Origin of the sequence: Shewanella sp. SW32, from assembly GCF_025653365.1 — a bacterium.
Taxonomy (GTDB): domain Bacteria; phylum Pseudomonadota; class Gammaproteobacteria; order Enterobacterales; family Shewanellaceae; genus Shewanella; species Shewanella oncorhynchi.
Genome location: NZ_JAKKSJ010000049.1, coordinates 23,002 through 30,153, shown reverse-complemented (window position 1 = coordinate 30,153; position 7,152 = coordinate 23,002). Strand labels below are relative to the sequence as shown.

General features: G+C 47.9%; 6 protein-coding genes. All 6 read right to left on the bottom strand.

All coding sequences use genetic code 11. The annotated features are described in order from the left end of the window. Positions 1-180: transposase (locus L5M28_RS21235; RefSeq protein ID WP_263204353.1), on the bottom strand; the 180-nt coding region annotated here is incomplete at its 3' end. Positions 181-317: 137 nt separating this feature from the next. After that, entirely contained in the window at positions 318-1,043 is a 726-nt protein-coding gene (locus L5M28_RS21230) for a fumarate reductase iron-sulfur subunit (protein WP_263198240.1), read from the bottom strand. Next, complete coding sequence (locus L5M28_RS21225) at positions 1,040-3,049, bottom strand: fumarate reductase flavoprotein subunit (RefSeq protein WP_263198238.1); 2,010 nt, start codon at positions 3,047-3,049, stop codon at positions 1,040-1,042. The genes L5M28_RS21230 and L5M28_RS21225 overlap by 4 nt, the downstream gene beginning before the upstream one ends. Positions 3,050-3,200: 151 nt before the next feature. After that, positions 3,201-3,926: a fumarate reductase cytochrome b subunit gene (locus L5M28_RS21220; RefSeq protein WP_263179777.1), complete on the bottom strand. Its 726-nt coding sequence runs from the start codon at positions 3,924-3,926 to the stop codon at positions 3,201-3,203. 139 nt (positions 3,927-4,065) lie between these two features. Then, a complete protein-coding gene (locus L5M28_RS21215) occupies positions 4,066-5,367 on the bottom strand; it encodes an anaerobic C4-dicarboxylate transporter (protein WP_113940028.1) in 1,302 nt (433 codons plus the stop codon). Between the two features lie 114 nt (positions 5,368-5,481). Further along, on the bottom strand, positions 5,482-6,924 hold the full coding sequence (aspA, locus tag L5M28_RS21210; protein ID WP_212600104.1) for an aspartate ammonia-lyase: 1,443 nt from the start codon (positions 6,922-6,924) through the stop codon (positions 5,482-5,484). Between the last annotated feature and the right edge of the window lie 228 nt (positions 6,925-7,152).

The following is a 7,152-nucleotide window of genomic DNA, read 5'->3' as shown; positions in this document are numbered from 1 at the left end:
GACAAAGCGATAAGCGGCTTCAATGTCTGCACTGGATGAAAGAGATTGCACGATAGATTGTCCTGTATGAGCTGCAAGTTGAGCCGCCAACTGTACAAGCCGTTTGGTCCTTCGTACATCCCCTAATTGTGCGCGCTGAAAAATGCTCTGTGCCCAGAGTGATGGTTCACTTAAAAACATGGCATGTGGTATCTGAAACAAAAGGTCAGGATCAGATCAGGTTAATTAAAAATGGTTCAAAAAAATCCCTCGGGGCAAACCGAGGGATTTGTGTAGAAGAGACAGGCTAATGCAGCGGGACTTTAGGTTAAGGAAAACTAGAGTATGCTTGCGGCCATTTTGCGGCGCAGGTAAGCGATTTGCTGCATGTGTGGCAAATCTTTGGGGCAGTTATCTTGGCAGCCGAGTAGCGTCATACAGCCGAACACGCCGTCTTGATTGCCAATCACATGGTAGAAATCATCCGCGCTGCGGCTGTCTCTGCTATCCATTTCAAAGCGGGCAATTTTCATCATGCCAACCGCACCGACAAAGGTGTCACGCATTTGTTTGGTGGCGCAGGCCGACACGCAAACGCCACATTCGACGCAGCGTTCTAGCTCATAGATCCGCGCGGCTTCTTCAGGTGCCATTGGATTTTCGAGGCGATGAATGTCCTGATCATCGGGTTTAGGATGCAGCCAGAGTTTTAAGCGTTCGGCTAATTCGCGCATAAATTTACCCGTGTTCACCGATAAGTCGCCAATCAGCTCGAAGCCAGGTAGCGGCATGAGGGTGATTTCGCCATTAGGATAATTTGCCGTTAACGTGCGACAGGCAAGCGTGGGGAAACCATTGATCACCATGGCGCAACTGCCACAGATGCCCGCGCGGCAGACAAAGTCGAACTGCAGTGAAGGGTCTTGTAGCTCACGTAGTTGATTTAAGGCGATAAACACTGTCATGCCCGGTGTTTCAGTCAACTGATAACGTTCCATCTTTGGCTTGTCTTGGCCATCTTGCGGATCGTAGCGAAAGATATTAAAGCTGATTTGACGGCTCATAGTGGTTTGTTTCCTACCGGTTGGGCTGGAGTGATCGCTAAGGTATCGCTGAGGCGTTCATTAGGAGCCTGCAGGTGGCTTGGCAGCTCGTATGGCATCAGGGCTCGCTGCAGTGTGTCTCTATCGGGGTCATTACCTAAGCTCGCGAGCACTTGATTGATTTCTTGTACGCGTTTTTCGGTATCGGGATGGGCGATAGTATTGTCGTTACCGTAGCCCCGGTATCCCGGTGGTAGCTCCATTTTCATCACATCTAACGCTTCATAACGCAGCACAGGTTCCAGTGACTCGGCATCTGGCCAAGTTGCCAGCGTGCGGTTAAGCCAATCTTTATCGTTGCGTTGTGGGTAATCTTCTCGTGAATGGGCGCCGCGGCTTTCAGTGCGAGCCTCTGCACCACAGGCGACGGTTAGGGCTACTTTCAACATACGGGTGACGCGCAGCGCTTCGACTAACTCAGGATTGGAGTGACGTTTTTTACATTTAAGGCCAAGATTTTTTGCCCGCAGCAGTAAGTCTTTCAAGCCTTTAATGGCTTTATCTAACTCGGGTCCATTACGGAAGATCCCGACGTAGTTCATCATGATGCGTTGCATTTCTTTCTTTATTTGGAAGGGGTTTTCTGTGCCGTTGCCTTCGACCAGTCCATCGATTTCTTGCTGCAATTTATCAATGAATTTTTGAGTCAGCGCAGTATCAATTTCTAAGTCGTTATTCTCACAAAAATCAGCCACATATTTGCCGATGATCATGCCGCCAACCACAGTTTCTGCCACCGAATTACCGCCTAAACGGTTAAAACCATGCATGTCCCAACAGGCCGCTTCTCCGACACTGAACAGTCCTTTGAGTTGTGGACTCTCACCTGTGGCATTGGTGCGCACGCCGCCCATGGAATAATGCTGGGTAGGCCTGACGGGGATCCAATCTTTGCACGGATCGATACCGAGGAAATAATCACAAATCTCTTTCACTTCGCGCAGGTTGGTTTCGATATGCTCACGGCCCAGCTGCGTAATATCCAGCCACAGATGCGGGCCGTAAGGGCTTTCGACTCCATTGCCTTTACGCATGTGCTCTGTCATGCGGCGGGAAACCACATCGCGGGAAGCGAGTTCTTTTTTCTCTGGCTCGTAATCTGGCATAAAGCGATGACCGTCTTTATCACGCAGAATACCGCCATCACCACGACATCCTTCAGTGGTGAGGATCCCCGCGGGCACTATGGCGGTGGGGTGAAACTGCACCGCTTCCATATTGCCTAAGGTGGCGACACCTGTGTCGAGTGCTAACGCTTGGCCTATGCCTTCGCAGATGGTGGCATTGGTCGATATTTCATAAATCTTGCCATAACCGCCAGTGGCGATGGTGGTGGATTTGGCGACATAAGCGCGCAATTCACCTGTGACTAAACATCGGGCAATGACTCCATGACAACGCTTACCGTCATGGATCAGCGACAGGGCTTCAATCCGTTCATGTACTGGAATGCCCATGGAGATAGCTTGGTTATCGACCGCGTACAGTAAAGAGTGGCCAGTGCCGTCGGCGGTGTAACAAGTACGCCATTTTTTAGTGCCACCAAAATCGCGGGCATTGATCAGGCCGTGAGCTTCTTCAGCCTCATTGAGCGTTACCCTTTGTGCGTTCATGATGACTTCACGTGGGCCGGCAGATATTCTCGACCAAGGTACGCCCCAGTTGGTGAGTTCGCGGATCGCTTTCGGTGCAACGTGGGCAAACATGCGTGCGACATCTTGATCGCAGCCCCAGTCAGAACCTTTGACTGTGTCTTGAAAGTGAATGTCTTCGTTATCGCCCATGCCTTTAACGGTATTGCCTAGGCTGGCTTGCATTCCGCCCTGTGCGGCGGCCGAATGTGAACGTTTTGCGGGAATTAACGATAGCACTAAGGTATCTAGGCCTCGCTCTTTGGTGGCAATCGCGACTCTGAGGCCTGCCAATCCTGCGCCAATGACTAATGAGTCTGTATAAATGATTTTCAAATCAGATCCTTATCTAATAATTTAGATAACATTTCATGGATTTATCATTGCGCTCCTCGGGCATAGATGCGCTGCAACTATGTATCAGAGGAGGATCCGTATGTTGTTTGTCTTGCTATATAGGCTAGGTGCGCCGATAGCGTCATGCCCATTACTGAGGAATAAACGGTTGTACTGGCAAAACTAATTCGATACCAATATTGATATAGGTCACTAGGCTTAATGTGCCTAAACACAATAAATAGACGATCAATACTTGCGCGATAGTGCGGATAAGTGGACGGTTACTACTCACACCCCACTTTAATATCACTCGGTATAAACCAACGATGCCGTGGAATAACACGATAGGTAAAAACACCACGTATAAGAGCCAAGCGTTATCGTGGTAAACCCGTTCGGCCGAAAGGTGAGGGCCAATATCAGGGTTTAAAATCATAGTGGCAAGATGGGCTGACACTAAGAAAAACAGTAAGAAACCGGTGATCATCTGCCAGAACCATGCTTGGGTATCTCTATGCTTGATAGTCGACATAAAGCCACGCATCGCTCGCCATTGGCCTAATTGCACTGGAAAACGACGTAGTGCGGTGGCGGCATGTACTGCAACAATCACCAGCATAATGACTGAAATGATCTGGGTCACGATGGGGAAGCCATGACCCGTCGAGCTAAACATACTGCCTTCTAAGAATTGCACCATGTGAAAAAAGGTTTCTTTACCAAATAAAATGCTCGCCTCGAAATGCATATGAAATAAGAGGAAAATACCTAATATAAGCCCAGTCACACTTTGTAAGCAGTCTGCTTGAGCCGACCAAGCTTGGCCAAATGGTCCGCCGTTAATGGCGGTAGGAACACGCGTTTTTGCTGACATTAATTCACCTCTTACTCGATTTGCTATGGCGTGAATGTACCTGCATCACGCCAAAACAAAGTCTATAGATACAGATTAAAAGAAGAGGGTTAATCCATTTGTAGGCATTAGCCCTGAGAGCACTTAGGGTAAAATTGAGCTACAGCATCATGCCGCCAAACAGGAAGGCCAATGCCACACTGGTGGCAATCGTCACAACGCCAGGGACCAGGAACGGATGGTTAAATACCGCCTTACCAATCCGAGTCGAGCCAGTATCATCCATCTCGACCGCAGCCAGTAGCGTGGGGTAAGTCGGTAATACAAACAGCGCGCTGACGGCGGCGAAAGAGGCTACGGCTGTCAATGGACTTACGCCAATCGCCAAGGCTGCTGGCATCAGCGCTTTTGTTGTCGCGCCTTGGGAGTAGAGCAGCATGGAGGCAAAGAATAAGGTTACCGATAATAACCAAGGCTGACTTTGCAGTAAGGTGCCGGCAAGATCTTTGATTTCCTCTATATGATTCGACACTAAGGTATCGCCTAACCAAGCCACACCTAATACACAGACACAGGCTGACATGCCTGACTTGAAGGTGGCCGCATTAGAGATTTCGCTTGCGTCTAACTTACAGAAAATCGTAATAGCGGCAGCTGCCGTAAGCATCAGCACCATAATGGCGGCGTCGCGTGGCAATACAGGGTCAACAATCAAACCGACTTTGTCAGATATCGCAGTGGCGTACGCCATGACAGCCGCAATCGCCAGCAAGAAAATCATCACAGATCGTTTCGCGCCGGCTTTAATCTCGATTTGAGTTGTACCGCGTGTTTTGACTAAACCTTTGGCTAAGCGTTCTTGATAGACAGGATCATCGGCCAGTTCTTTACCCATTAAGTTGGCAACAACGGCTCCGACCATGCAGGCGAGGAAAGTTGAGGGAATACAAACGGCTAACAGTACTAAATAATCTACGCCAAACGGCTCTAAGATGCCTGAGAAGAACACGACAGCCGCTGAAATCGGTGAGGCGGTAATGGCGACTTGAGATGCGACAACGGCAATAGATAAGGGACGAGAGGGGCGAATGCCTTGCTCTTTTGCGACTTCGGCAATAACAGGTAAGGTGGAGAATGCGGTGTGGCCTGTACCCGCAAAAAGTGTCATGAAATAGGTGACGACAGGGGCCAGAAAGGTGATTTGTTTGGGATGCTTACGTAATAATTTTTCTGCCAGTGAGACTAAATAATCCATCCCTCCAGACACTTGCATGGCCGCAATCGCGGTGATAACTGACATAATGATGAGGATCACGTCAATCGGGATATTGCCCGGTTTGAGTCCCATCCCAGCGGTCAGTATCAGTACCCCGACACCGCCAGCGAAGCCGACTCCCATGCTACCCATCCTTGCACCAAGGTAAATAGCCCCGAGGACGATAATTATCTCTAATATAATCATAGTGTTAACTCTATTTTATTTTTAATTTCAATAGCCTGCGCATATTCACTCTGCGCAGGCTTATTCTTGAATCATCGAGTTGTGGGCTGGGGAAGGCTCCCCAGCCCCACTGAGTTACACTTTGGCTTTGCTGGTGTTGCGTTTAGCCTGATATTTAGGATTCATCAGGTTTTCAACTGAGAGAATGTCATCGAGTTCTTCAACCGTTAACAAACCGCGTTCGAGTACCACTTCACGGACATTTTTACCCGTTTGGGCGCAAATCTTGCCTATGATGTCACCTTCATGGTGGCCGATGATTGGGTTAAGGTAGGTCACGATCCCGATAGAGTTCATCACATGGGCCATGCAGATCTCTGGATTTGCTGTGATACCTTCAACGCATTTTTCACGCAGGGAGATACAGGCATTGCCCATCAAACTGAGCGACTCAAACATCGCCTGTCCAATCACAGGTTCCATTACGTTAAGCTGTAATTGGCCAGCTTCGGCAGCCATAGTGATAGTGATATCGTTGCCGACAATCTTAAAGGCAACCTGATTGACGACCTCAGGGATCACAGGGTTAACCTTGGCTGGCATGATGGAGGAACCCGCTTGCAGCTCAGGAAGATTAATCTCCTTCAGACCTGTACGTGGACCCGATGAAAGTAAGCGTAGGTCGTTACAAATCTTGGACATTTTAATCGCCATACGCTTAATTGCACTGTGCAGCATAACGTAGGCACCACAATCAGATGTCGCTTCGATTAAATCTTCCGCTGGCACATAGGCGCGGCCAGTAATGTCTGCCAGATACTTAATGGCTAATGCGGAATAACCGACAGGCGTATTTAGCCCTGTACCAATGGCGGTTGCGCCTAAGTTCACTTCTAACAACAGCTCTTGGCAACGCTTGATGGACTTAATTTCTTCTCGCAATGTAACAGCAAAGGCATGAAACTCTTGGCCTAAGGTCATAGGCACGGCATCTTGCAATTGAGTGCGGCCCATTTTTAAGACGGTTTTAAACTCTGTGGCTTTAGTGTCGAAAGCGCTGATAAGGTCGGTTAATGCATCTAACAGAATATCGGTACTGTTGATGACCGCAATACGGAAACCTGTTGGATAGGCATCGTTAGTCGATTGGCATTTATTGACATGGTCATTAGGGTTGATGACATCGTAACGGCCTTTTTCTAGCCCCATGATTTCCAGTGCAACGTTGGCTAATACCTCATTGGTATTCATGTTGACTGAAGTGCCTGCGCCTCCTTGATAAACATCGACCGGAAATTGATCAACAAATCGACCCGTTGTGAGTATCAGATCGCACGCTTCAATAATTTTGTCAGCGATTTCAGGACTTACAGCGCCTAATTCACTGTTAGCCATGGCAGCGGCTTTTTTTGTTAGCATCATGCCACGGACTAATTCAGGTACATCGGAAATTTTTTGATTACTCAGCTTAAAGTTTTCGATGGCACGCAATGTATGTATGCCATAATAAAATTCATTGGAAACTTCTTTCGTGCCCAATAAATCTTCTTCGATCCGTACGCTATTAGTATCTTTCATTTCGATCCTATTAAATCCAATTAATAGTAAGATATATCTCCGAGTATTGAGTTGTGGATGTGTACAATAAGTATACGTAACACATCAAGAATAACTCATCGAAAACATGAAGGAGAATCGTCTCCTTGACTATCGAAGTAGATCTTAACGCTTTGGCAATAACAGGATTAGGATGGTGATCACTTAACTGTATGAAATAGTGTATTTCTTTTTTTTCTTAGATAAGTC